This is a genomic window from Amycolatopsis kentuckyensis (genome assembly GCF_002155975.1).
In the GTDB taxonomy this organism is placed as follows: Bacteria; Actinomycetota; Actinomycetes; order Mycobacteriales; family Pseudonocardiaceae; genus Amycolatopsis; species Amycolatopsis kentuckyensis.
Genome location: NZ_MUMI01000767.1, coordinates 1 through 2,128, shown reverse-complemented (window position 1 = coordinate 2,128; position 2,128 = coordinate 1). Strand labels below are relative to the sequence as shown.

Here is a 2,128-nt window from a genome sequence, read left to right as displayed (position 1 = left end):
GTCATCGCCGGGTGCGCGGCGCTGCTGCGGTACCCGCCGCGGAACTGGTGGCCGGCCACCCCGGAACCCCGCGCCTGGGCCCTCGACCGGGCGCACAACCGGCGGCCGGCCGTCCGGCACTACCGGCCGGCGGAACTGTTCCGGTGCCGGACGACGCTTTCGCTGTACCTCGTCGTCGTCCTCGCGGCCGCCGTGCTGCTGTTCGACCTGGCCTACCTGGCGACGTTCACCGCCACGCGCAGCGGACCCGGGCTCGCCGCGGCCGCACTGGCGCTGCTCGCCGCGGCCACCGGCAGCGGACGTGTCCTCATCGGACGGCTCGCCGACCGGCTCGGCCGGCACCGGATCCTGCGCTTCGCCCTGCTGGCCGGCGGGGTCGCCCAGTTCGTGCTGCTGTATTCCGGCGAACACCGGCACGCCGTCGGCCTGCTGCTGGGTGTCGCGCTGGCCGGCCTCGGCAACGGCTGCTGCTACACGCTGCTCGTCGGCCTGGTGCGCGAGTACTTCGGCGAGGAGTCGGCGGCGCAGAACTTCGGGATTCTCTACAGCGCCAAGGCCGTCGGCGCGGCGGTCGGGATCGGGCCGGCCACACTCGTCGTGACGGAGCACGGGTTCGTCGCGGCCGGCGTGCTGAGCCTGGCCGCGGCGGTGCTGTCCGGGCGGCTGAGCCAGCCCGGCCGCCCCAAGTCGCTGCTGCCGGTGGCCTGACGTGGGGCGGATGACGAGCAGGCGGCGGGTGCTGCGCGTCCACGACGGCGGGCACACCGCGCGGCCGGACACGCTGACCGTCGAGGAACCCCTGGAAATCCGGGTCGCCGGCAAGCCGCTGACGATCACGATGCGCACCCCCGGCGATGACTTCGACCTCGCCGCCGGCTTCCTGGTCGGCGAGGGCGTGGTCCGCGCGGCGGCCGACATCCGGTCGATCCGCTACTGCGCCGGCGCCACAGCCGACGGCGGCAACACCTACAACGTCCTCGACGTCGTGCTCGCCGACGGCGTCGCCCCGCCGGACGCCTCGGTGGAACGCAACTTCTACACGACGTCCTCGTGCGGCCTGTGCGGCAAGGCGAGCCTGGACGCCGTGCGCACGACGGTCACCTGGCCGGTCGGCGACGACCCGTTCACGACCGACCCGGCGACGCTGACCGCGCTGCCGGACGAACTCCGGGCGGCCCAACGGGTCTTCGACCGCACCGGCGGCCTCCACGCGGCGGGGCTGTTCGACGCGGACGGGAAGCTGCGGTGCCTGCGCGAGGACGTCGGACGGCACAACGCGGTGGACAAGGTCGTCGGCTGGGCGGCCCGGGACGGCGTGCTGCCGCTGTCCGGAACGGCGCTGATGGTGAGCGGGCGGGCGTCGTTCGAGCTGGTGCAGAAGGCGGTGATGGCCGGGATCCCGTTGCTGGCCGCGGTGTCGGCGCCGTCGTCGCTGGCCGTGGACCTGGCCGCCGAGCTCGGCTTGACGCTGGTGGGGTTCCTGCGCGGGACGTCGATGAACGTCTACACGCGACCGGACCGCCTGGGTCTTCAGCCGAGCTGAGCGAGAACGGCGGCCACGCCGGGGCCGGCCTCGGCCCGGTGCACGGCGGCGAGCTGCCACGGCACGGGCCGCGCGAACCGCCGAACGGCGAGCTCCGGAAACCGGGCGGCGGCCGAGGCGGGCAGCACGCAGGCGGCGAGCCCGGCTTGGACGAGCCCGGCGGCCACGGCGAGATCATCGACTTCCAGCGAGATCCGCCGGTGCGGGAAGGCGAGGTCGACGGCTGCACGGATCGCCCAGCCCGGCGGGAAGTCGACGAGCGAGAGCGCGGAGAGATCGGCGGGGGCGGAACGGGCACCGCCGGGTGTGGTGGCGAGGACCAGCTCTTCGGCGGGAAGCAGCGTGGCGGCCGTGGGGGCGACGCCGTTCGACCCGCGCGCGGGGGGTGCGGCAGTCAGCACCACGTCCACCCGAGACTCCCGCAGTCCGCACTCCACCTCCTCCGGCCGCACCTGGCGGAGCTCCACCCCCAGGCCCGGATGGGCCTGCCGCAGCCGGGCCAGCGTTCGGTGCAGGTCCGCCAGCAGTCCCGGGCAGACCCCGAGCCGCACCTGGCCGTCCACAGGGGACACCGCCGCCCGGGCG

The 2,128-nt window shown here is 75.0% G+C and carries 3 protein-coding genes; 2 read left to right on the top strand and 1 reads right to left on the bottom strand.

What is annotated here, in order from left to right; all coding sequences use genetic code 11:
* Positions 1-708: MFS transporter (locus CCN39_RS47465; protein ID WP_143264465.1), on the top strand; the 708-nt coding region annotated here is incomplete at its 5' end.
* Position 709: 1 nt separating this feature from the next.
* Positions 710-1,543: a formate dehydrogenase accessory sulfurtransferase FdhD gene (gene fdhD / locus CCN39_RS47460; protein ID WP_208630691.1), complete on the top strand. Its 834-nt coding sequence runs from the start codon at positions 710-712 to the stop codon at positions 1,541-1,543.
* On the opposite strand, the gene CCN39_RS47455 is transcribed toward fdhD, so the two are convergent.
* Positions 1,531-2,128: LysR substrate-binding domain-containing protein (locus tag CCN39_RS47455; protein ID WP_143264464.1), on the bottom strand; the 598-nt coding region annotated here is incomplete at its 5' end. The genes fdhD and CCN39_RS47455 overlap by 13 nt on opposite strands.